Source organism: Devosia sp. LC5 (assembly GCF_000735585.1).
Lineage (GTDB): Bacteria > Pseudomonadota > Alphaproteobacteria > Rhizobiales > Devosiaceae > Devosia.
In genome coordinates this window covers 1-21,752 of record NZ_JNNO01000044.1, presented here as the reverse complement: position 1 = coordinate 21,752, position 21,752 = coordinate 1, and the positions used below count along the sequence as shown (strand labels likewise).

General features: G+C 62.1%; 18 protein-coding genes, 1 pseudogene and 1 riboswitch. Of the genes and pseudogenes, 9 read left to right on the top strand and 10 right to left on the bottom strand.

Going from position 1 to position 21,752, the window contains the following annotated elements; genetic code table 11:
* Positions 1 to 44 precede the first annotated feature (44 nt).
* Positions 45 to 141: riboswitch (TPP riboswitch) on the bottom strand.
* A 41-nt stretch (positions 142 to 182) separates the two neighbouring features.
* Both FF80_RS17415 and FF80_RS21150 read left to right on the top strand, forming a co-directional pair.
* Positions 183 to 851 (top strand): thiamine diphosphokinase, encoded by a 669-nt coding sequence (locus FF80_RS17415; protein ID WP_052153712.1) that lies wholly within the window; start codon positions 183 to 185, stop codon positions 849 to 851.
* A 79-nt stretch (positions 852 to 930) separates the two neighbouring features.
* A complete protein-coding gene (locus FF80_RS21150; protein ID WP_152558417.1) occupies positions 931 to 1,581 on the top strand; it encodes a hypothetical protein in 651 nt (216 codons plus the stop codon).
* 49 nt (positions 1,582 to 1,630) lie between these two features.
* Here FF80_RS21150 and rpoH read toward each other — a convergent pair whose 3' ends face one another.
* The 3 genes from rpoH to FF80_RS17395 all read right to left on the bottom strand — a co-directional run bounded on the left by rpoH (position 1,631) and on the right by FF80_RS17395 (position 6,250).
* Complete coding sequence (gene rpoH, locus FF80_RS17405; protein WP_035102819.1) at positions 1,631 to 2,503, bottom strand: RNA polymerase sigma factor RpoH; 873 nt, start codon at positions 2,501 to 2,503, stop codon at positions 1,631 to 1,633.
* A 351-nt stretch (positions 2,504 to 2,854) separates the two neighbouring features.
* Entirely contained in the window at positions 2,855 to 4,912 is a 2,058-nt protein-coding gene (locus FF80_RS17400) for a hypothetical protein (RefSeq protein ID WP_035102818.1), read from the bottom strand.
* A 48-nt stretch (positions 4,913 to 4,960) separates the two neighbouring features.
* Positions 4,961 to 6,250 carry an adenylosuccinate synthase gene (locus FF80_RS17395; protein ID WP_035102817.1) on the bottom strand — a complete coding sequence of 430 codons (1,290 nt, stop codon included), beginning with the start codon at positions 6,248 to 6,250 and terminating at the stop codon, positions 4,961 to 4,963.
* A gap of 156 nt (positions 6,251 to 6,406) precedes the next feature.
* Here FF80_RS17395 and FF80_RS17390 point away from each other — a divergent pair, with 156 nt between their 5' ends.
* Positions 6,407 to 7,354 carry a DMT family transporter gene (locus FF80_RS17390; protein WP_052153710.1) on the top strand — a complete coding sequence of 316 codons (948 nt, stop codon included), beginning with the start codon at positions 6,407 to 6,409 and terminating at the stop codon, positions 7,352 to 7,354.
* Between the two features lie 62 nt (positions 7,355 to 7,416).
* On the opposite strand, the gene serA is transcribed toward FF80_RS17390, so the two are convergent.
* The 3 genes from serA to FF80_RS17375 all read right to left on the bottom strand — a co-directional run bounded on the left by serA (position 7,417) and on the right by FF80_RS17375 (position 11,354).
* Complete coding sequence (gene serA, locus FF80_RS17385; protein WP_035102816.1) at positions 7,417 to 9,000, bottom strand: phosphoglycerate dehydrogenase; 1,584 nt, start codon at positions 8,998 to 9,000, stop codon at positions 7,417 to 7,419.
* 161 nt (positions 9,001 to 9,161) lie between these two features.
* Positions 9,162 to 10,334 (bottom strand): phosphoserine transaminase, encoded by a 1,173-nt coding sequence (locus FF80_RS17380; RefSeq protein WP_035102974.1) that lies wholly within the window; start codon positions 10,332 to 10,334, stop codon positions 9,162 to 9,164.
* Positions 10,335 to 10,463: 129 nt separating this feature from the next.
* Positions 10,464 to 11,354 (bottom strand): LysR family transcriptional regulator, encoded by an 891-nt coding sequence (locus FF80_RS17375; protein WP_035102815.1) that lies wholly within the window; start codon positions 11,352 to 11,354, stop codon positions 10,464 to 10,466.
* Between the two features lie 111 nt (positions 11,355 to 11,465).
* Here FF80_RS17375 and FF80_RS17370 point away from each other — a divergent pair, with 111 nt between their 5' ends.
* Positions 11,466 to 12,524 carry an SDR family oxidoreductase gene (locus FF80_RS17370; RefSeq protein WP_035102814.1) on the top strand — a complete coding sequence of 353 codons (1,059 nt, stop codon included), beginning with the start codon at positions 11,466 to 11,468 and terminating at the stop codon, positions 12,522 to 12,524.
* Between the two features lie 17 nt (positions 12,525 to 12,541).
* Here the strand turns inward: FF80_RS17370 and FF80_RS17365 are convergent, their stop codons facing one another.
* The 3 genes from FF80_RS17365 to FF80_RS17355 are packed head-to-tail and all read right to left on the bottom strand — an operon-like array spanning position 12,542 to position 15,398.
* Complete coding sequence (locus tag FF80_RS17365) at positions 12,542 to 13,282, bottom strand: FadR/GntR family transcriptional regulator (protein ID WP_035102813.1); 741 nt, start codon at positions 13,280 to 13,282, stop codon at positions 12,542 to 12,544.
* A 29-nt stretch (positions 13,283 to 13,311) separates the two neighbouring features.
* Positions 13,312 to 14,376 (bottom strand): Gfo/Idh/MocA family oxidoreductase, encoded by a 1,065-nt coding sequence (locus FF80_RS17360; protein WP_035102812.1) that lies wholly within the window; start codon positions 14,374 to 14,376, stop codon positions 13,312 to 13,314.
* Between the two features lie 5 nt (positions 14,377 to 14,381).
* Positions 14,382 to 15,398 carry a Gfo/Idh/MocA family oxidoreductase gene (locus FF80_RS17355; RefSeq protein WP_035102811.1) on the bottom strand — a complete coding sequence of 339 codons (1,017 nt, stop codon included), beginning with the start codon at positions 15,396 to 15,398 and terminating at the stop codon, positions 14,382 to 14,384.
* 282 nt (positions 15,399 to 15,680) lie between these two features.
* On the opposite strand from FF80_RS17355, the gene FF80_RS17350 reads away from it, so the two are divergent.
* The 5 genes from FF80_RS17350 to uxuA all read left to right on the top strand — a co-directional run bounded on the left by FF80_RS17350 (position 15,681) and on the right by uxuA (position 21,404).
* On the top strand, positions 15,681 to 16,964 hold the full coding sequence (locus FF80_RS17350; protein ID WP_035102810.1) for an extracellular solute-binding protein: 1,284 nt from the start codon (positions 15,681 to 15,683) through the stop codon (positions 16,962 to 16,964).
* 61 nt (positions 16,965 to 17,025) lie between these two features.
* A complete protein-coding gene (locus tag FF80_RS17345; RefSeq protein ID WP_081917519.1) occupies positions 17,026 to 18,024 on the top strand; it encodes a sugar ABC transporter permease in 999 nt (332 codons plus the stop codon).
* On the top strand, positions 18,017 to 19,102 hold the full coding sequence (locus FF80_RS17340) for a carbohydrate ABC transporter permease (RefSeq protein WP_035102809.1): 1,086 nt from the start codon (positions 18,017 to 18,019) through the stop codon (positions 19,100 to 19,102). The genes FF80_RS17345 and FF80_RS17340 overlap by 8 nt, the downstream gene beginning before the upstream one ends.
* An 11-nt stretch (positions 19,103 to 19,113) precedes the next feature.
* Positions 19,114 to 20,205 (top strand): sn-glycerol-3-phosphate ABC transporter ATP-binding protein UgpC, encoded by a 1,092-nt coding sequence (ugpC, locus tag FF80_RS17335; RefSeq protein WP_035102808.1) that lies wholly within the window; start codon positions 19,114 to 19,116, stop codon positions 20,203 to 20,205.
* Complete coding sequence (gene uxuA / locus FF80_RS17330) at positions 20,202 to 21,404, top strand: mannonate dehydratase (RefSeq protein WP_035102807.1); 1,203 nt, start codon at positions 20,202 to 20,204, stop codon at positions 21,402 to 21,404. The genes ugpC and uxuA overlap by 4 nt, the downstream gene beginning before the upstream one ends.
* A 76-nt stretch (positions 21,405 to 21,480) precedes the next feature.
* Here the strand turns inward: uxuA and FF80_RS17325 are convergent.
* Positions 21,481 to 21,752 (bottom strand): annotated as a pseudogene (locus tag FF80_RS17325) (hypothetical protein); the annotation flags it as partial.

Below are 21,752 nucleotides of genomic sequence, written 5' to 3'. Positions count from 1 at the left end.
ATGTGTGAAGGGACAGGTGTCAATGGCATGGGCGCACCGAGACGCTCTTGCCATCTCGAACTTCCTCCGCCAGCATGACCTGGTTCAGGTTCAATGGGTAATTCTCAGCTCCGGAAACCCGGAACACCCCAGCGAGATGCCCCAGACTTAGTGCGAGAATTGTGACAGTGCAAGAGACTTCCGTGAGCGGCGCGGATGGGCTGCCCATCGTGTTTGACGGCCCATTGGCCATTGTCGGCGGGGGCGTCGTGGACCCCGCTTTACTGGTCGAATTGGCCGAGGGCGGCGTGGCCCTGGTGGGTGCCGATGGCGGGGGTGACGCGATTGGCGCAGCGGGTCTTACCCCGGCGGCGATCATCGGCGACCTCGATTCCCTTTCCGACCGGGCCGGCTGGGAAACCCGCACCAGGGTGATCCACCTGGCCGAGCAGGAAACCACCGATTTCGAAAAAGCCCTCTATTCGACTACAGCACCGCTGACCCTGGCCCTGGGCATGACCGGCAAGCGGCTCGACCACACCTTGTCGGCGCTCAATGCGATGCTGAAATTTTCGCCCAGGCGGCGTCTGCTGCTGGTGGATGAGGTCGATGTGGCGCTGGCCGTAATCGGCCCGTTCGGCTTCGAGGCCGCCAAGGGCGAGCGGGTGTCGATCTACCCCCTCGTTGAAGTCAGCTTTACCCGCTCCGAACGCCTGCTCTATCCGCTGGACCGATTGACGCTGGCGCCGGGCGGACGGCTCGGCACCTCCAACGAGGGACTCGGCGGACGGGTCGAGATCGTCCCGGCCGATGACACGCCCTGGCTGCTGATCCTGGGCAAGACGCGGCTCTGGGATTTGATGGGAGGGTAACATGACACATCGCCGACATGTGCTGACGGGTTTGGCCGGGCTTTCACTCGGTCTTTCAATCCGGCAGGACGCATGGGCCATGAGCAGTTTTACCCAGCAGGTCGCCGCCTCGCTGCCGCAGGGCATGACCTTGCCGGCAGCCTTTGTTACGACCATGGACTGGATGGCGGCCAATGACTTTGTGCGTGATGGGCCTATTGCCTATCTTGAGCCCGCCAGTGCCCAACTCATGAGCGAGACTGGCTTTAAGCCCGTGGATTCCGGCCACGTCGCCGCCTGGCTGGGTACTGAGGACCCGGCCTATGTCGAGCGGTTGGCGCCCATTATTCCCACGGGCGGCGAGGGCTCATATGCGGCGCTGTGGCGGGGTGACGATGGCAGTGTCAGCATTGTGCATATGGGGTCCGGTTCCGGCTCGACCATGACCTGTGTGCTGGCCACAGACCCCGTCGATATGCTGCGGCTGATGGCTATCGGCTATTCCGAACTGTGCTGGCCGGAGACCCTCGCCATAACGCCGGAAAAAGAACATGCCGACCTAGTCATGATCCTGGGGGTGGATAATGTCTTGCCCTATAGGCCGCCAGGCGAATTCCGCAGGTTCGTCGCCAAGACCTTCAATGTCGTGATCCCCCAACGGGGGGTGGACATCGTCAGGAACATTGCCCTGATGGAATCGGAAACCTCCGATGATCCATTCTGGCAATGGATGCAGACCGTACCGCGCTAACAAAAAAGGCAGGCACCAGGCCCGCCTTTTGTAACTTCATCGGCTACGCTCACGCAGCGCTGCGGGCGGCTTCCTTGACGGCGTCCTGCACCTTTTCAAAGGCACGGACCTCGATCTGGCGGATGCGCTCGCGGCTGACGTCATATTGCTGGGCCAGCTCTTCCAGCGTTGCCGGATTTTCCTGCAGGCGGCGAGCGTTGAAGATGGCGCGTTCGCGCTCATTGAGCACGTCCATGGCAGTGGTCAATAGACCCATGCGCTCGGAATATTCTTCGCTTTCGCCTAGCGTGGTTTCCTGGCTCGGCGTGTCATCGACCAGCCAATCCTGCCATTCGGAGGCGCCCTCGTCGGCCCGCATGGGCGAGTTCAGCGAGGCGTCGCCCGACAGGCGCGCATTCATCGACACCACATCGTCCTCGGTGACGTTGAGCGTGGTGGCGATCTGCTTGATCTGGTCGGGATGGAGTGAACCATCGTCGAGCGCAGCGATCTGGCCCTTCACCTTGCGCAGGTTAAAGAACAGGCGCTTTTGCGCGGCAGTGGTGCCGATCTTGACCAGGCTCCAGGAGCGCAGCACATATTCCTGAATGGCGGCACGAATCCACCACATGGCATAGGTGGCGAGGCGGAACCCCTTTTCGGGCTCGAAGCGCTTGACCGCATGCATCAGCCCCACATTGCCTTCCGAGATCACCTCGGAAATGGGCAGGCCATAGCCGCGATAGCCCATGGCAATCTTGGCCACGAGGCGCAGGTGGGAGGTGATGAGCTTCTGGGCCGCGCCAGGATCGGCGTGCTCCTTGTAGCGCTTGGCGAGCATGTATTCTTCATCCGGTTCCAGCATCGGGAACTTGCGGATTTCCTGAAGATAACGGCTCAGTCCGCCTTCGGCGGAGAGCACCGGCAAATTTGTCTGGGCCATGAATGCACCCCTTTCTGATATCCCCCAGGCTAGTGGCGCCGGATTGCCGCTACATTGCGAAAAAGCCGATTGTAGCGGCGCCGTTCAACGCATGGCGCGGGCGGATCAGTCCCCCGGAATATCCATTTCGGCATACTCCCCGGACGTAAGGCATATATAGGTAGCGCCTTGCCGATTGTAAGAGCGCGAATTGGTAAGGAACGTTACAAATATGCAATGGTTGCCGGGCGCTTGGGCGCCGGGCAGTAGCGTTTGCGTGAACCATTCTAGCGCAGGAGCGGACGATTTTCTAGTAACCGGGTGGGATGCCGAAACATCCACCCGGCACCTCCCCCTGATACCCTTGGGGCGCTAACCGCCCCAGGTAGTGAACACTTTCTGGAACAGGGCCTGGGCCGTGTCGTCTTTCTCGAGCGTGATGATCGCGTTGCGGCCGGTACCGTAGACCACGGCCAGATCGATCCATTTGCGGTTTTCCAGCAGGTCGGTATTGGTCGTGGTGTCGGTCGCCGCGGCGCTGAGGGCGAACAGGAACGAGTTGCCCACGACGCGGGCCGAGGCGCCGACCAGCGGCGTGCCAGGCACCAGTTCCTCATTTTTGAGCAACACGCCGGGCAAGCCGGCAATGGTGCCCCCGATAAAGCTGTCGCTGACCTGGAAATTGACTTCCATCAGGTGGCTGGCGGGCAGGCTGGGGTCGGCATTCTTGCGGATGATCAGCTCGACGCCCAGATTGCGCGCCGGAATGCTGGCCTTGCCGACCAGGGTTGGCAGGCCAAGTTCGTCCGTGCCCTCGCTCCAGGCAATCGTGCCCGAGAAGGGCACGGCGCCGGTGCGGCCATCTTGGGAGGCTTCGAGCAGCAGCGATTGGCTGCCGGCCAGCACGGCCGGATCGACGGACGCGGCCGGATCGGTCGCGGCAACGCTGGTATCCTCGCCCGGCAGGCGCTCTTCGGTCTTGATCTCGCCATCGATGCCCGGGAGCGCCGGCTGGTCGGCATTGGGCACGACCGGTTCAGGCGTCGGCTCCAGACGATCTTCGACTTCAAGGCCCGGCAGCAGCGCGCCGGTCGGTTCGGCCGCCGGGGTCGTTGCGGTGTTGCCGGGGCCGGTGGGATTGTCGGCAGTACCAGGCGGCGCATCGCCCCCCGAAGGGGACGACAAGGTCGGCGTCAGGGTTTGCGGCGCCGTGGCGGCCGTCTCGGTCACATTGGGCTGCGCCTGGCCGAACATCTGGTCGAGATCAACATAGCCCTCGCGCCACGCCCAGAAGCCCGCGCCGCCGACACCGGCGAGCAGGATGGCAAAGACCACGAGAAAAATCGTCAGCCCCGCGCCGGACCGCGCCTCGGGCCGTGCAGCGGCAAAGCCGGCATCGCCGGTGGTTTCTTCGGTCTCGGCCGGGGCCATGGCAAAGGCGCCGCGCTCGGTGGCACTGGTTTTCTCGCGCTCGGGCAGCGCCGGGCCCGGCTCGCCGCGCGCTTCACGGTCCAGCACTTCGATGGCAGTGGCCATGGCGCTTTCGGCTTCGCGCGGATCGCTGGTGGCCGGTTCGACCTCGACTTCGCGAACGCTCGACAGCGCCGTTTCGACTTCGGCAGTATCGTCCGCCGTGGGCCGGACTACTTCAAGCGGGACAATGACCTGCTGGCGCGCCAGGGCCTGATTGCCAGCCGATGGCTCGGCCCGCCCGCGCAGCGCCTCGCCAGTCGAATTGGCGGCAAAGGGCAAGGGCTCGCGCAGCGGCTCGAAGCCCGGACCTTTAACTGGAGCTTCGAGCGGCCGCACATTGGAGGCTCCTGGCAGGGGCGAACTCGGACCGCTCTTGCTCGCTTCGGCACGCGCCACGATGGAAGGAATCGGGCGCATATCGGGCTTGGGGGCTTCGGGCTCGTCCTTGGCCGGCTCGACATTGACCGAACTGCCGCCCACGGACGCGGCCTGCTCGATAATATCCTCGATCGAGGTCACGCTGGCCGTTTTTGGCGCCTCGGACATCTTGAGAGATTCGACCAGTTTGGCGGATTCAACGGGCTTGGGCGCTTCCAGCGGCTGGGCCGGCAGGATGATTGCCGGTGGCGGCTCCGCTGCTTGGGGTGGCGCGGCCTCGATGGGTGCGGGAGCCGGTGCGATCACCGGCTCGCTGCGGGGCGTGGGCTTATTGGCAAACGCAGTGTCGCGACCCAGCGAGATAACGGCCTCGCTGGCCTCCTGTTCGACCTGGCGGATGCAATCTTCGAGCTGCAGCCGGTGCTGGGTGATATCGCGCGCCGGCAATGGCGGCGTGATGGCGCGCAATTGCCCCACCAGGGCCGAACGCGCCTTCTCATACACCGCACGCCGTGCGGCCCCGTTATTCTCCGGCAACGCCGAGATGGCCCGGCGCAACAGCTCTTTGTAGTCCGCCATTGGTTACTTGGTACTCACAATTTGCAGCACGTGTTGTAACAAAAAAACTCAGTCTTGGAATGGGTCAACGACAAGGATGGTGTCGGCGCGTTCGGGGCTCGTCGACAGCATGGCAACTGGGGCCCCGATCAGCTCTTCAATATAGCGCACATATTTGACCGCCTGGGCCGGCAATTCGGCCCAGCTGCGCGCGCCGGCCGTCGTGTCCGACCATCCCTCCAGCGTCTCATAAATCGGGGTAACGCGCGCCTGTGCTCCCATTGAGGCAGGCAAGTAATCAATTCGTGATCCGTCCAGCTCGTAGCCGACGCAGATCTTGATCTCCTTGAGCCCGTCCAGCACGTCCAGCTTGGTCAGCGCAATGCCCGTAATGCCCGAGGTCTTGACGGTCTGGCGCACGAGGACAGCATCGAACCACCCGCAACGGCGCGGCCGGCCGGTATTGACGCCCACTTCGCGGCCCACAACGGCCAGGTGACGGCCGATGTCGTCATCCAGCTCGCAGGGAAATGGCCCCTCGCCCACGCGGGTCGTATAGGCCTTGGTAATGCCCAGCACATAGCCGATGGCGGTGGGGCCAAGGCCCGAACCGGCCGCGGCCTGACCGGCAACGGTATTGGAGGAGGTGACGAACGGATAGGTGCCGTGATCGTTGTCGAGCAGAGCGCCCTGCGCGCCCTCGAACAGGATGCGGGCGCCGGCCTTGCGCTTGTCATCCAGCACCTGCCAGACGCGGTCCATGAAGGGCAAGATTTCGGCGGCAACCGAAGCCAGCTCGTCGTAAATCTTCTGCGCTTCGATTTCGACCAGGCCCATGCCGCGGCGCAGCGCATTGTGATGGCCGAGCAGGCGCTCGATCTTGGGCATCAGCGTTTCGGGCTCGCTGAGGTCGATCAGGCGGATGGCGCGGCGGCCCACCTTGTCCTCATAGGCCGGACCGATGCCGCGCTTGGTGGTGCCGATCTTGAGGCCGGAATTGGAATCCTCGCGAATCGCATCGAGTTCGCGATGCAGCGACAGAATCAGGGGGGCATTGTCGGCAATGCGCAGGATTTCGGGAGTGATCTTGACCCCCTGCCCGCGCAGCTTGGCCATCTCCGCTACGAAATGATGGGGATCCACTACCACGCCATTGCCGATGACCGAGAGCTTGCCCTGCACCAGGCCCGAGGGCAGCAGCGCCAGCTTATAGCTCACCCCGTCGATGACCAGCGTGTGGCCAGCATTGTGGCCGCCATGATAGCGCACCACCACATCGGCACGCTCGCTGAGCCAGTCCACGATCTTGCCTTTGCCCTCGTCGCCCCACTGCGAGCCGACGACAACCACATTCGCCATAAAAGTCTTCCTCAAGAGAGCGCAACCGGCGAGGGCCGGCGCGAGCTGCCACATCCATCCAACACTTGGACGTCTGTCCTCCCGGCCACCTTTGTCGAGTTTTAACGCGGCCGAATAACTGATAAGTCCGACTGTCCTTACATCACCCGGGTCCCGATGACAAAGCCGCTAGAGTCCGAAAATCGCGGCATTTCCGCCCGCCTGCTCGATCAGCCCTATTTGCTGCTCATTCTGGCCCCTTTATTCTGGGGCGGCAATGTGGTTGCGGCCAAGCTGGTGGTAGGCGAAATCGACCCGTTTCTGCTGCTCGCCGCGCGCTGCCTGGGCGCGACTTTGTTCATCCTGCCGTTTTCCTGGGGATATTTGCGGCAGGACTGGCCCGTGATCCGCCGCACCTGGCCATTGCTGATGGCCTTTGGCGCGATCGGCTATGCGCTGTTCAATGTGTTGCTCTATGTGGGCCTCGGCACCACAACGGGCGTCAACGCGGCCATCGTGCAGGCGGCCCTGCCGATGATGATCCTGGCCGCCAATTTCATCGTCTTCCGCGCCCGGGTGAAGCCACTCCAGATCGCCGGCGTCATCATCGCCATCACGGGCGTGATGCTCACCGCCACGCATGGCGATCTCGGGCGCATTGTCGGCCTCGACATCAATATCGGCGATGGCTTCGTGATCCTGGCATGCCTGGCCTACACCGCCTATACGCTGGCGCTCAAATATCGTCCCAATGTGCATATGATGAGCTTCATGGCGGTGGCCTTTTCCGGCGCTGCGATCACTGGGCTCGCCATGCTCCAGCTGTTCGGACCCGGCCTTACGTCCCTGGGCACCATTCCACAAATGTCGCCAATGGTCTGGGCCGTCATCCTCTATGTGATGATCTTTCCCTCCATGTTCAGCCAGGTGTTTTATGCCCGCGGCGTCGAACTGGTCGGCCCCAACCGCGCCGCGCCGAGCCACAACCTGATCCCGGTGTTTGGCGCGCTGGGCTCGGTGCTGGTGCTGGGAGAACGGCTGGAGCTTTATCACTATCTGGCCGCCGCCATCATCGTTGGCGGCATCGTGCTGGCCGAATGGGCGGCACGGCGGAATACCGTGTAGCAAACCTCATAAAAAAGGCCGACGCTTGCGCGCCGGCCCCAGCATTCCAACACTCACAAAGACTAGAACTTGAGCGCTTTGGCCTGCTTGACGCCCTCGAGGGCGGCGATTTCGGCCAGTTGGGGTTCGGTCAGCGTGCCATCGATGGACACAAGCGCGATAGCGTCCGACCCCACTTCGACACGGCCCAGGTTAAAATTGGCGATATTGATGCCAAGCGTGCCAAGCAGCGTGCCCAGACGGCCGATATGGCCCGGCTTGTCCTCATTGGTCACATAGAGCATGGAGGGACTGAGTTCGGCCTCCATATTGATGCCCTTGACCTGGATGATGCGCGGCTTGCCATTGGCGAAGACCGTGCCGGCCACGGCGCGCTCCTGCCGCTCGGTCAGCACTGTCAGGCGGATATAATTTTCGTAAGCGCCCTGCTGTTCGCGGGTGACCACTTCGACATTGACGCCACGATCCTTGGCCACCTGCGGCGCCGAGACCATGTTGACCTCGGCCAAAAGGGGCTTGAGCACGCCATGCAGAGCGGCGGCCACCATGGGGCGGGTATTCATGCTGGCTACATCGCCCTCGAACTCGATCTTGATACCCTGGATCGCCGTTTCGGTTAGTTGCCCGGCAAACGAGCCCAGCACTTCGGCGAGCTTGATGAAGGGGGTCAGGCGCGGAGCTTCCTCGGCCGAGATGGACGGGAAATTGAGCGCATTGGTGATCTCCCCGGTCATCAGATAGGCCGAAATCTGTTCGGCCACCTGCAACGCCACATTCTCCTGCGCTTCAGTGGTCGAAGCGCCCAGATGCGGGGTGCAGATCACGTTGGACAGCTCGAACAATGGGTTATTCTCGGCCGGCTCGGCCAGGAATACATCGAGCGCGGCGCCGGCAACCTGGCCGGACTTGAGCGCATCATATAGCGCTGCCTCATCGACCAGGCCGCCACGGGCGCAATTGATGATGCGCACGCCCTTCTTGGTCTTGGCCAGGGCTTCGGCGCTGATGATATTGCGCGTCGCGTCGATCAGCGGGGTATGCAGCGTGATGAAATCGGCCCGCTCCAGCAACTCGTCCAGCTCGACCTTTTCGACGCCCATGGTCTGGGCGCGTTCCGGCGTCAGGAAGGGGTCAAAGGCAACGACCTTCATCTTGAGGCCCTGCGCCCGGTCGGCAACGATCGAGCCGATATTGCCCGCCCCGATCAGGCCCAAAATCTTGTTGGTGACTTCGACGCCCATGAAGCGGTTCTTTTCCCACTTGCTCGCGCGGGTCGAGGCATCCGCCTCCGGCAGCTGGCGGGCCAGCGCCATCATCATGGCAATGGCATGCTCGGCCGTGGTGATCGAATTGCCGAAAGGGGTATTCATCACGATGATCCCCTTCTTGGTCGCCGCGGGGATATCGACATTGTCGACACCGATGCCGGCCCGGCCGATCACCTTCAGATTGGTGGCCGCGGCAATGATCTTTTCGGTCACCTTGGTGGCCGAGCGGATGGCCAGGCCATCATACTGGCCGATGACTTCGAGCAGCTTGTCCTTGTCCTTGCCCAGATCGGGCAGGTAATCCACCTCCACGCCATTATCCTTGAAGATCTGGACGGCGGTGGGGCTGAGCTTGTCGGAAACGAGAACCTTGGGCATTTGGGTAATCCCTGAGATTTGACGGTTTTTTGAGTGGGATACCCCCTCCTGGCCTCCCCCTGATAGGAGGAGAGACAGCTCCGCGTTCCGGGCGATATCGTGCCAAAAACTCGATCAGCTCCTCCCCCTATCAGGGGGAGGTTGGGAGGGGGTACTGAGATCTAAGCAGCGACGCTGAGCGCGGCTTTTTCTTCGGCAAAGGCAAAATCCAACCACGGCACGAGCGCGGCGAGATCCGACGCTTCAATGGTCGAGCCGGCCCAGATGCGCAGGCCCGAGGGAGCATCCTTATAGGCGCCGATATCATAGGCGACGCCCGCCTTGTCGAGCCGGGAGACGATGGCCTTGGCAAAGGCTGCCTGCTTGTCGGCATCGAGCGCCGTCACGGCCGGATCGACGATCGAGAAGCACACCGAAGTATTGGACCGGTTGGCCGGGTTCTTGGCCAAGAAGTCCACCCAATCCGTCTTGGCGACCCAATCGGCCAGCACCTTGAAATTGGCATCGGCGCGGGCCTGCATCGCTTTCAAACCACCGAGGGATTTACCCCATTCCATGGCGTCGATCGCGTCTTCGATGCAGATCATCGAGGGCGTGTTGATCGTTGCGGCCTCGAACACTTCCTCGAGCAGCTTGCCGCCCTTGGTCAGGCGGAAAATCTTGGGTAGCGGGCGGTCGGGCTTGAAGCTCTCGAGCCGCTCGACAGCACGCGGCGACAGGATCAACACGCCATGGGCGGCTTCCCCGCCCAGCGCCTTTTGCCAGGAGAAGGTCACCACATCGAGCTTGGCGAAATCGAGATTCTGCGCAAAGGCTGCCGAGGTGGCGTCGCAAATGGTCAGGCCCTTGCGGTCTGCCGCGATCCAGTCGCCGTTCTCGACGCGGACGCCCGAAGTGGTGCCATTCCAGGTGAACACCACGTCGCGGTCGAAATCGACCTGGGTGAGATCGGGCAGCTCGCCATAACCGGCCTTGAGGATGCGCACGTCTTCGAGCTTGAGCTGCTTACTCACGTCGGTGACCCAACCCTCGCCAAAGCTCTCCCAGGCCAACATATCGACGCCGCGCGCGCCCAGCATGGACCACAGCGCCATCTCGACGGCGCCGGTATCGGAAGCCGGCACGATGCCGATGCGGTAATCCGCCGGCACTTCGAGCAGTTCGCGCGTCAGATCGATGGCGCGCTGAATGCGGGCCTTGCCCGGCTTGGAGCGGTGCGACCGCCCAACCAGCGCATTGGCCAGCGCTTCAACCGTCCAACCAGGACGCTTGGCACATGGGCCCGACGAAAAATTCGGATTAGCCGGTTTCACCGCCGGCGCGGTCAGGGGCATTGCAGCCATCTTCAGCGACCCTCCCAGGTCTATGCGTCTTGCGTTAGGGCAAGATGTCCTGAGACCAGCAAGTACCGGAGCGCCCCAAAAAGCACAAGGGGGAAAGCGAAGGGCTCTCTCGGGCGCGCCTCAGATGATTTCTGATAAAGCACTCTTGAGGTGATCGGTGAATGCCCTGACTTTGGCCGGCAGGAAATGCGAGGTGGGAAAGACGGCATGCACCTCGAGCGGCGCATATTGATAGGCCGGCATGATCTGCACCAATTTGCCCGTGGCAAGTTCAGCCCGTATCTGGGGCAATTGCGCGCCTCCCAAGCCAAGGCCGGCCACCAGCGCCTTGGTGAGTACGAAAGTATTGTTGGCAAGGAAACTGGTCTGCACCGCCACATGCAGCGGCCCGGCCGGCCCCGTCAACGGCATGGAATCGTCCGTCGCGGCCCAACTGAACCGCACCTGCCGGTGCGCCGACAGTTCTTCCGGCGTCCCGGGCGTGCCATGCCGGGCAAGGTAGGCTGGCGCGGCAACTAGAATGCGCCGGAGCGTGCCGAGCCGGCGCGCAACCAGACCGGAGGATCGCAGGGTGCCGAAGCGAACGGCCAGGTCGACCGCCTGCTCGGTCAGGTCCACATAGCGGTCGTCCAGCATCAATTCGGTGGTCAGCCCGGGATGTGCCAGCTGAAACGCGATTGCGATATCGGCAAGATACATCTGGCCAAAGCCGGTTGGCGCCTGGATGCGAAGGTGGCCCCGCAATGGAGCGTCCGCGCCAGCGACCAGTTCGGCCGCTTCATCGACCGCGGCGAGCACCGGCCTGGCCCGCGCATAATATGTCCGGCCTGCTTCAGTGAGTGCCACTTGACGGGTGGTCCGATTGATCAACCGCACGCCCAGATGCCGCTCCAACGCGCTGACTTTCTGGCTGACGGCAGGCTGGGACAGGTTCAGGTCCCGGCCTGCCGCAGACAGGCTGCCCAGTTCGGCGACCCGCACGAATACGCCCATAGCGGCCAGGACATCCATCAAAGCACCCAAAGTGTTCCTTATAACTGATAGTATATTTAGCGGCCTGCTGCGCCATGAACAAATAAATGATGCTGCGCCATCGCCCATCGGGGGCGCTTGGAGAACAGCATGTCCGAAACACGAAAAACCGCCCTGGTGGTCGGCGCCAATGGCGTAATTGGCGGCAATCTTATCGATCATCTGCTGACACTGGACGATTGGGATATTGTCGGGCTGTCACGCCGGGGTGGTGTCTCGAGGGAGCGTGTCCGCTATATCGCTGTCGATCTGCTCGACCGCGAAGCTACCCGCCAGGCCCTCGCCGAACTGTCGGAGGTCACGCATATCTTTTATGCGGCCTACCAGGATCGCCCCAGTTGGGCCGCGCTGGTGCCGCCAAACCTGGCAATGCTGGTCAATGTAGTCGACGCTATCGAGCCCGTCGCCCAGCGGTTGCAGCACATCAGCCTGATGCAGGGCTACAAGGTCTATGGCGCCCATCTGGGGCCCTTCAAGACACCAGCGCGCGAGAGTGACGCCAACCACATGCCGCCTGAATTCAATATCGACCAGCAGGCATTTCTTGAACGGCGGCAAATCGGCCAGAGCTGGACATGGTCCGCCCTGCGTCCTTCGGTGGTTATCGGTTTCGGACTGGGTAACCCGATGAACCTGGCCATGGTGATCGCCATTTACGCCAGCATGTCCAGGGAACTCGGCCTGCCACTCCGCTTTCCGGGCAAGCCGGGCGCCTATGACAGCCTGCTGGAGATGACGGATGCCGGGCTGCTGGCGCGGGCCACCATTTGGGCAGCCACCACACCGGCCTGTGCAAACCAGGCTCTCAACATCACCAATGGCGACCTGTTTCGCTGGAGCGAAATGTGGCCCAGGATCGCGGCCTATTTCGAAATGGATGTGGCGCCGCCCCTGCCGATGCAGCTGTCCGCTATCATGGCCGACAAGGAGCCCCTATGGGCGCAGATGGTGGACCGCCACAACCTCGCGGACATCAGCTATTCGCAGGTATCGTCCTGGCCTTTCGGTGATGCCGTCTTTAGCTGGAACTACGACTTTTTCGCCGACGGATCGAAAGCACGGCGCCTGGGCTTTCACGAACATATCGACACGGCGGCAATGTTCTTTTCGGTGTTCGACGACCTGCGTGCCCGCAAGATCATCAGCTAGCGCCTACTGCCGGGGCGCTACTCAGTGATCACGCGGCCGCGTTCGTCTGCTTCGAGCAGTTCATTGGTGACGTTGCGGATATGGCGCGCCATCGCCTTGTAGGCGGCATCGGGATGGCGCATGCGCAAGGCCGAGACGATCGCGTGATGATCCCCGATCCAGAGCGGGCGCACGCTTTCGGCGTGGATGTGCTCGTGCAGCTTCTTCCACATCAGTGACTCATCGCGCTGTGCCCATAGCGCCTCGATCATCGAGACGATGATGGCATTGTTGGTCATCCTGGCGATGGTCATGTGGAAGTCGCGGTCGCCTTTTTCCTGCAGCAGGACCACTTCGGTTTCCTGCTCCATCTGGGCGATGCATTCTTCCAGCACCAGGATGTCGTAATTGGTCGCCCGCTCGGCGGCCAGCGCCGCCGCGCTCGACTCGATGGCAAGCCGCGCCTCCAGCAGTTCGAACGGGCCCGGCCCGATATCGCTTACCGAGAGATCGAAGCTCACCTGCGACAGCCTGCTGGGCAGGACCATGATCCCGGCCCGGCCGCGCACTTCGACAATGCCGCGCATTTCCAGCGCGATCACCGCCTCGCGGATGACCGGACGGCTGACCGAGAGTTCTTCGGCCAGTTCCCGCTCGGAGGGCATGCGCCAGGACTTATCGGCAGCGTTCTGCTCGATCAGCCTGGCGATCTGGCGCGCGACGACCTGGTAGAGCCGTTGATTGCCCTGCAGCCGCGGATAGCTCCGGTCCTTTTGCATCTTTGGCCTCCCAGCCGTCGACCCGCCGGTCAAGGGAGCCAGGAGCCATAAAGCGGATGCGCTGGCGTGATTGGCAATTGTGACGGCTGGCCCGTTCTCTGGGAATGATACGCAGCCGTCACCAAAGCAAGCGAATTGCGCGCATCTTCCAGGGTTACGGGCGGCTCCCCGCCAGCCATCACCGCCTGGTGGAACAACTCGAACTGTCTTGTATAGCCGTCTTCGGTGACCTGGTGGTCAGCCAATGCCGCATCGATCCTGGCCTGGTGTTCCGGCGTGCCGGCGATGAAGGTCCAGGGATCGCGCCCCATCGTATAGGGTTCCAGAATGCTCTCGGCCACCATGTCGCTGAAGCAGAAGCGCAGGCGGGAAATCTCCTTGCGCGACCCCAGGGTCATCGACAGGGCGGCGAGCGAGCCATTGGCCATCTTGACCGAGAGGGTCATGGTGTCCTCGACCTCGATCTTGTTCACCAGGGTCGCACCATGGGCGAAGATCTCGGCACAGGCGCCGTGGACATAGTTGAGCATGTCATGGGCGTGGATGGCGTGGCCCAACAGGCCGCCCCCAAGTTCACTGGCCCATTTGCCGCGCCACGGCACCTCGTAATAGGCCGGGCCGCGCCACCAATGCGTCTCGACGGTGGTGAGGAACGGCCTGCCGGCCAGACCCAGTTCGATCAGCCGCTTGAGCTTTTGCAGCCCCGTGCCGTAGCGATACTGGAAGATCGGCATGAATTTGCGATCGGTCTTGCCGACGATTTCGCTCATCGCATCGACATCGGCGATCGAGCCGAAGAGCGGCTTCTCGCAGATGACATGCTTGCCCGCTTCGATGGCGCGCTTGGAAAGGGCGAAGTGGGAATCGGGCGGCGTGCAGATGTCGATGACATCGAGATCATCCCGCGCGAACAGCGTTTCGACGTCGCTGGTATATTCGCCAACGCCATATTCGGCGACGGCCTGGCGGCCGCGGTCCTCATCAAGGGAACAGAGCACGGGAACTTCGAACAGGTCCTTGTTCCAGTTGTAACCGGCCAGGTGCCGCTGGGCGATGCCGGCGCCAATCAAGCCGACGCGCAGTTTCCGGGTCATGGGATCTATCCTTTAGGCTGGGAAGAAATGTTGACAGCTCTGCTCTGGGCATCGAGGGACAGCCGGCAGACTTCATAGACATGTTGCTGCGACATTGCGGTCGCACTGCGGTCGCGGACATCGGCGGCAAAGCTGGCGAAGTAGTCGAGCTCTTCATTCGAGCAATCGATATGTTCTACGCCATGCTTGTTGACCAGGAAAAGGTGGTCCTTGCCGTCCCGGCCGGCGATATCGACATATTTGCGCAGCTCGATATAGCCCTCGGTGCCCAATATGGTCAGCCTTCCATCGCCCCAGGTCGGCAGCCCGTCCGGGGTGAACCAATCGACGCGGACATAGCCGCAGGCCCTGTCGCTGCGCAGCAGCAGATCGCCGAAATCCTCGAATTCAGGCGCTTGCGGATTGGCGAAATTGGCGACCTGCGACGCGACGATCTCGGCGGTTTCGGAGCCGGTATAGAACAGGAATTGATCGATCTGGTGGGAGGCGATGTCAACGATGATGCCGCCGAATGCGTCATGCTGCCAGAACCAGTCGGGCCGGGAATTGCCCAGGCGATGCGGCCCGGTGCCCAGGGTCTGGATGACCCGGCCGACAGCGCCTGCAGCGACCAGCTTGCCAGCCTTGACCGCAGAGCGGACGCAATGCCGCTCGGTGAAGCAGATCGAGAAGATGCGCCCGGTTTCGGCCACGGCCTGCTGCACGGCTTCGAGCTGGGCATAGGTGGTGAGGCCGGGCTTATCGACCATCACATCTTTGCCCGCCCGCATGGCCTGGATCGCCAGGCCCGCGCGGTCACGCGGAATAGCGGCAATGCAGATCACGTCGATGCTGGGATCGGCAAAGAGCGTTTCACGATCGATCTGGGGAACATCGGGATAGGCTTGCGCAAAGCTCTCGACCAGGCTCGGGATGGAGGTTTTGGGGCAATAGCCGGCAAACCCGGCGCCGGCCCGGATCAGACCTTTGGCATGATCGAAAATATGTCCGTGGTCGATGCCAACGACCGCAAATCTAACCATTTCAGGCAATTCCTCCAGCTACCGAAGAGCCAATGCGGGCTCGTCAATTGGTTAAACCAGATAGGCATTCAGCTTTTCTGTCAAGAACTAATGGCTGACCAGATAGTCAGATTTTGTCGTCAAAATATGGATTTATCGACCACAAGTGCTGGGTCTAATGGCTTACCGAGGCGCCTCGCTCAATCTGGTAATACCAAGAGGCTTGACATTGTGGTCTTACCAAAACAAGTTTGGCGATAACGGCTGTTTCAGACGCAGCCCATTCCTGGAGGAGGAATTGGAATGAAACGCACTACATTGAGGACCACCACCGCGCTGGCTTTGGTGCTTGCACTCGCGCCCATCACCGCCGCTCACGCTCAGCAGATCACCCTATGGGCCGGCGACACTGGAACCGGCGGCGAGATCTTTGCCGAAATGGGAAAAGCCTTCGAGGCCGAGAATCCCGGCGTCACTGTCGTTGTGGAGGAGGTGAGCTACCAGACGCTGGTGGAAAGCCTGCCCGTGCAGCTTGAGGCCGGCGAAGGACCCGATATTGCCATCATCACCGACCTGGGCGGGCTGAGCCGATTCTATCAGGACATCACGCCCTATGTTGACGCGGCCTATTTTGAGAAGGAATGGGGCCAGACGCTGCAATGGCTGCGCGGCGGCGATGCAACGAGCACCGCCATTTACGGCATGCCGACGACGCTCACCGTCAACGGCGCCTACGTGAACCTGACCCTGTTCGAGCAGGCCGGCGTGCCGGTTCCCGCCGAGGGCGCAACCTGGCAGGAATGGGCCGAGGCAACGCGGCAGGTCGCAGAGGCCACCAATACCGAATTTGCCATGGAAATGGACCGCTCAGGGCACCGCTTTGCCAGCCTTGCCATCAGCTATGGCGCGCAATTGGTCGATGAGCAGGGGCGTCCAGTGGTCGACGATGGCCTGCGTGCCGCGATCGAACAATTCGTCGCCTGGCATCAGGACGGCACCATGCCGATGGATCTGTGGGGGGCGGTTGGCGGCGCGACCCATCGCGAACTGTTCTCCGATTTCCTCAACGCCAATGCCGTCCTCTATTTCGGCGGCTCCTGGACCCTGGCGCAGATGGATAGCGAAGTCGGCGATCTGTTTGACTGGGCCGTCGTTCCGGCGCCTTGCGGTCCATCCTCATGCACCGTGATGCCGGGCGGCGGCGCCATGACGGTCTTCTCCCATACCCAGAATGCCGAGATTGCCGGGAAACTGATCAACTTTTTTGCCCAGCCGGAAAACCTCGACCACTACATCTCAACCGAAGTCGAAATTCCGTCCGCGGCGTCACAAATCGCCAATGGGGTGGAGTATCCAACCGCCTCGGCCCGAACCTCGGAAGCGCTGGCCACATTCATCAACCAGATCCCCAAGATGGATGCCGCAGCCTACCGCTTCCAGGGCTGGCGCTACCAGCGGGCGATGATGAACGCGCTGACCACCCGCATCAGCCAGGTGCTCAACAGTGAATTGACGGTCGATGCCGCGATGGAACGCATCGAGGAAGACGTCGATCTCGCCATTCAAGCGGCGGGCGGTCAGTCCTGATTGCGGTGGCCGCCCCGCTCGATGGGGCGGCCCCCATCTATCCAGTTCAAGGAACAGTCTCATGAGCGCAAGGGTTCAACTCGCCTCAGCCGCCGGCGCGATCCTGTCACTGCCGGCGCGCCTCATCGAGCCGGCAATGTCCGGTATCCAGCGGGGGGTGGGCATCAAGCGGATGCCATGGGTGTTCCTGCTGCCCAACCTGGTCGCCGTTATTCTGTTCGCTCTGCTACCGGTGTTCATCAACGTCTTCTATTCGATGAGCGGCAGCGACCGGCTGTTCCCCTGGGATCGTCCCTTTGTCGGCGGCGCCAATTATCAGAGCCTGCTCGACTGTACCAATTATCTTGATCCGTCGACCTGCTCGCGCGACCTGTTCTGGCGGGCCTTGGGCAATACGATGGTCTTCGTGCCAGTGCAGGTGATCTGCATGATTGCCATCGCCTTGCTGACCGCCATCTGTCTTAACCGCGACATTGTCGGCCGGGGATTCTTCCGCGGTATTTTCTTTTTCCCCGTCATGCTGTCCCCCGTTGTGGTGGCGCTGACCTGGCAATGGATCCTGCAGCGTAACGGGGCACTCAATGGCTTGATCTCGGCGGCCGGCCTGACGCCGGTCAATTGGCTGATCTTCCCCAATACGGCATTCTTCTGGTCGGTCTTCGTGACCGTCTGGGCTCATATGGGCTTCTATACGATCATCCTTCTGGCGGGGCTGCAGGCCATCCCCCGGGATGTCTACGAGGCGGCCAAGATGGACTCTGCCTCGCCTTGGCGCGTGTTCACCCGGATCACGCTGCCGCTGCTCAAGCCCGTCATGCTGGTAGTTTTCATTCTCGCGGTCATCCGCTCGGTGCAGACCTTCGACGAGCTTTATGTGCTGACCGGCGGCGGCCCGGGCTCGGCGACCATGCTGATGGTCCAGTACATCTACGAAGTCGGCTTCGCCGCCCAGCCCCGCAATTTTGGCCTCGCCGCCGCCGCCTCGCTCTTCCTCGGCCTGGCGCTCCTGATTTTCACCGGCATCCAGATGCGCATTTCGCGAGGTGGCAATAATGACTGATCTGAGCCAAGCAAAGCCGGGATTGTCGATCGTCGAATTCGCCACGCGCCGGCGCGGGCGCAAACGGCTCGACTGGACCGACTGGCTGACCTATCTCTACCTGTTCCTCGGGCTGGTGGTGATGTTTACGCCAGTGCTCTGGGTTGCCATCTCGTCGTTCAAGACACCGGCAAACCTGACCGAGTTCCCCCCGACCCTGCTGCCCTATGCCAACCAGACCGCTGTGGTGGAGGGCCATGACGAGCCCCTGCCATTGTTTGACGTGGTGGGCGAAGACGGCGAAAGCCGCCGGCTGGCGCAATTGCGCCGCGTCGGCATTCAGGCGCAGATGGTGGACCCCGCCAATCCGGAGGAGCGGATCGTCGTGCCGGTGGGTGATGCCACGCCGGTCCGGCAATTATATCTTGCCACCGAGAACTATACCAACCTGCTGACCAGTTCGGGCGGGCAGATCTGGCGCTATCTGTTCAACAGCCTCTTCATCACCGTGGTGGCCACCGCCATCACCCTGGTGATGAATTCCATGGCGGCCTTTGCCCTCTCCAAATACCGCTTCCGCGGCTCCAACATAGCCCTGGTTTCGATCCTCGCCACGCTGATGATCCCGGCAACGGTAGTGCTGGTTCCCACCTATATGATCGTTGCCCAGCTCGGGCTGGTTGGAAATCTGTGGGGTGTCATCCTGCCGACAGTGGCCACGCCGACCGGCGTCTTCCTGTTGCGGCAATATATGCTGACCATCCCGGACGAATTGATCGAGGCGGCGCGCATGGACCATGCCAGCGAATGGCGCATCTTCTGGCGCATCATCCTGCCGCTATCCTCGCCGGCTCTGGCGGTGGTGGCGATTTTCTCGATCCTGTCGCGCTGGAACGACTTCCTGTTGCCATTGGTCGTGCTGACCCGGCGCGAGTCCTACACGCTGCAACTGGCCCTGGCCTCGTTTCAGACCGAATATGGCGTGCGCTACGAAATCCTGTTGGCGATGACGACGCTGACGGCCCTGCCGCTCGCCTTCGCCTTCATCTTCCTGCAACGCTACATTACCAGCGGCATTGCCTCGACCGGTATCAAGTAAGGACCATATTGATGGCCAACCTCACGCTTCAAAATGTCAAGAAATCCTTCGGTGCCGTCGAGGTCATTCCGGGCGTTGATCTCGAGATCACGGATGGCGAGTTCGTCGTTTTCGTTGGCCCCTCGGGCTGCGGTAAATCTACCCTGCTCCGGCTGATTGCGGGCCTTGAAGACGTCTCGGATGGCGACATCCGCATCGATAATGCCAGCGTCGTCGACGTGCCTGCCGCCGATCGCGGCGTGGCCATGGTGTTCCAGTCCTATGCGCTTTATCCGCATATGACGGTGCGGGAAAATCTCAGCTTCGGGCTCGAGAATATCCGCATGGACAAGGCCGAGATCAACCGCCGCGTCTCGGACGCTGCCCGCCTGCTGCAGATCGAACAATTGCTCGAACGGCGGCCAAAGCAATTGTCGGGCGGACAACGCCAGCGTGTCGCCATCGGCCGGGCCATCACGCGCGACCCCAAGATATTCCTGTTCGACGAGCCGCTCTCCAACCTCGATGCGGAACTGCGCGTGCTGATGCGGGTCGAGATCACCAAGCTGCGTGAGCGGCTGGGCAATACGATGATCTATGTGACGCACGACCAGATCGAGGCCATGACCATGGCCGACAAGATCGTGGTGCTGCGCAAGGGCATTATCGAACAGGTCGGTGCGCCGCTCGAACTCTATAATCATCCGCGCAATCTGTTTGTCGCGGGCTTCATCGGTTCTCCGCGCATGAATTTCGTCGAGGGCAAGGTCTCCGCCGTTGCGCCCGGGCAGGTTGTGTTCGAGGCGCCGGGCCTGCCGCCACTGACGCTGCCGGGCGCATTGGCCCAATCAATGGAAGCCGCTCCGGCGACGCTGGGAATCCGGCCCGAGGATTTCGTGGTGTCTCGCGATGCGGGTGCCGGCTGGCCGGTCACTGTGGGTGTCGCCGAGCAATATGGCGCCAATAGCTATTTGCATTGCACCCTGGCAGGCGAAGTGCCGATCCTGGTGCACGAGGCCGGGCAGAGCCTGGCCAGGCGCGGCGACGTACTCTATCTCGCGCCGCGCGAAAACCATTGGCACCTGTTCGGCGCCGGCGGCGCCGCCATCGAGCGCCAGGCATGATCGAAACCTGGCGCTGGTTCGGGCCGTCCGACGTCACCACCATTTCCGACATCATGCAGACGGGCGCCACGGGCATCGTCTCCGCCCTGCATCATATTCCCGATGGGGCAAGCTGGTCCGCAAGCGAGATCGCCAAACGCCAGGCCCAGATCGGCACGACATTCGACGGCCGCGCTTCGGGCCTTGTCTGGCTTGTCGTGGAAAGCCTGCCGGTTTCGGAGGACATAAAACGGCAGACCGGCGACTGGCGGGAGCACATTGCCAATTACAAGCTGAGCCTGGAAAACCTGGCAGCAGCGGGCATTTATACGGTCTGCTACAATTTCATGCCGGTGATCGACTGGACCCGCACCGACCTGGCATGGCGCCTGCCGCATGGCGGCACCTGCATGCGGTTCGACGCGGTCGATTTCGCGGCCTTCGATATTCATCTATTGCAGCGCAAAGGCGCCGCCGGGAGCGTTCCGCCCGCTGTCGCGGCGGAAGCCACGGCGCGCTTCAAACACATGAGCGACGCCGACAAACAAAAGCTGGCGGCCAGCGTGCTGGCGGGATTGCCCGGAGCTGTTGACAAACTGTCGGTCAGCACGGTGCAGGAACATCTGGCGCGCTATGGCGATATATCGAGCGAGCGATTGCGCCGGCATTTGTTCGATTTTCTCGAAGAGGTAGTGCCGGTTGCGGCGGGGCTCGGCATACGCCTCTGCTGCCATCCCGACGATCCGCCATTTTCCCTCATGGGCCTGCCGCGCATCATGTCGACCGAAGCCGACTATCGCGCCCTGCTCGATCATGTGCCGGACGCGGCCAACGGGATGACCCTGTGCTCCGGCGCTTTGGGGGCGCGACCCGATAACGATCTTGCTGGGATTATGCGGCGCCTGGGCGATCGCGTGCATTTCCTGCATCTGCGCAATGTGCGGCTGGAAGGCGAGAGCGTGGGTTGCTCGTTCCATGAAAGCGAGCACCTGGACGGCAGCGTCGACATGGTCGAACTGATCAGGGCGATTATTGACGAGGAGGCGCGCCGCAAGGCCAGTGGACGCCTCGACTCAATAATCCCGATGCGGCCCGATCATGGCCAGGACATTCTCGACGACCTGAACCGTGGCGGGCAGCCAGGCTATCCGCTGATCGGCCGGCTAAAGGGACTGGCGGAACTGAGGGGCGTGGCGCGGGCGCTCGCCGTAACGCGATGAGTCCCCTTTCGTCCGGCAGCCAGGACCAGTCGACACCGCCATTAGCAGGCCAGCATCAGTTGAATGTCGATTGGTCCTAGTCTGCGCCCAGGTTGGTGAGCACGGACATGGGCACTATGCCGGCATGCCCGGCAGCTTGCGGCGTCAGGGCTATGGCGGCGAACGCATACCGCTCGTCCGGACTGATGAGCGCGAATGACCAAGACTGCTTGTAGAAGTCGTCGGCCAAGGCCATCTCGCTCCAACCCGGCAACTTGGAAGCGTAATATGCCTTGATGGCGGCCGGGTCTGCGGTTTCATCGAGATCGCGTGTAAAGAGCCGCATCGATTTTTCCCCGAAGCGGGCTT